1 protein-coding gene and 1 pseudogene are annotated in these 1,291 nt (G+C 71.5%); both read right to left on the reverse strand.

Features of this window, described 5'->3' with window-relative positions; all coding sequences use genetic code 11:
* On the reverse strand, positions 1-966 hold a 966-nt coding region (locus tag FKP22_RS30720), incomplete at its 3' end, for an ATP-dependent DNA ligase (protein WP_445663760.1).
* Positions 963-1,291: pseudogene (locus FKP22_RS30725) on the reverse strand (DNA ligase-associated DEXH box helicase); the annotation flags it as partial. The gene FKP22_RS30720 and the pseudogene FKP22_RS30725, both read right to left, overlap by 4 nt.

Here is a 1,291-nt window from a genome sequence, read left to right on the forward strand (position 1 = left end):
GGGCCCCAGCGTCTTGCGGCCGATGCGGCGCTGCAGTTCGGCAAACGGTTGCACCAGCCCGCCTCGCCAGACGACCAGCTCGCCGTCCAGCACCGTACCCGGCGGCAGCACCGCGGCCAGCGTGGCGACCTCGGGAAAGCGGTCCGTCACCAGTTCCTCGCCGCGCGACCAGAGCCAGGCCTGGCCCTCGCGGCAGACCAGCTGCGCGCGGATGCCGTCCCACTTCCACTCGACCAGCCAGTCGTCCGGCGAGCCCAGCTCCGCGGCCAATGCCTCTGGCGTGTCCACCGCAGGCGGCAGCGGGTGGGCGAGGAAAAACGGATACGGGTGACCGCCACGCGCGGCCGGCAAGTCCTCGCCGTCGACCACTTCGGCAACCGGCTCGACCAGGTGCGCCCAGGCTGTCTCGTCCGGCCGCGCCTGCGGGTGCGTGTAGCCCATCAGCCGCTGTGCAATCGTCTTGGCGTCCACGCCCGCCACCGCGGCCAGCGCCTGCGTGACCTGCAGCCGAGAGACGCCAACACGCAGCGCGCCAGTGATCAACTTGAGGTAGACGAACCGCTCGTCGTCCGGCAGCGTGCGCCATTGCAGCAGCAGCTCGGCCACGCGCTGTTCGTCGCCCAGCTCGCGCAGCGGCAGCAGGTGCAGGTTGATCCACTCGGCCAGCGGCCGGCGCAGTGGCGCTTCGGCCGGCGGCAGCAGCAGCGCAATCGTCTCGGCCAGGTCGCCCACGGCTTCGTAGCATTCGTCGAACAGCCATTCCGGCAGCGCCGCGGCCTGCTGGGCCAGCGTGCGCAAGACCTTGGTTGGCACCAGCTGGCGCGGCTTGCCGCCCGCCAGCACGTACACGGCCCAGGCCGCATCGGCCGGCAACGCGGCGCGCAGGTAGCGCTGCAAAGCGTCCTGCTTGGCGCGGGTGGACGTGGAGGCGTCCAGCGCGCGGTAGAGCGCGGCGAAGTCCTTCATGCGGCTTCGCCTTCGGTGGGGGCTTCAGGCGCTGCAGCAGTGTCGGCCTCGCTGCCGCCCTCGCCTTCATACTCGGTGCGAAAGCCTTCGGCCTGCAGACCCTGCTCGGTCAGCCAGCGGACCATCACCGGCACGCTGCCGTGGGTGACGATGACGCGCTGCGCACCGGTCGCCTTGATCGCGCTTTGAAGGCCCGGCCAGTCCGCGTGGTCGGACATCACGAAGCCACGGTCCACGCCGCGCCGCCGCCGCGCGCCGCGCACCAGCATCCAGCCGCTGGCAAAGGCGTCCGAGGCATTCGGGAAGCGCTTCATCCAGGGCGAGC

This window comes from Ideonella azotifigens (genome assembly GCF_006519715.1).
GTDB classification, from domain to species: Bacteria; Pseudomonadota; Gammaproteobacteria; order Burkholderiales; family Burkholderiaceae_C; genus Ideonella; species Ideonella azotifigens.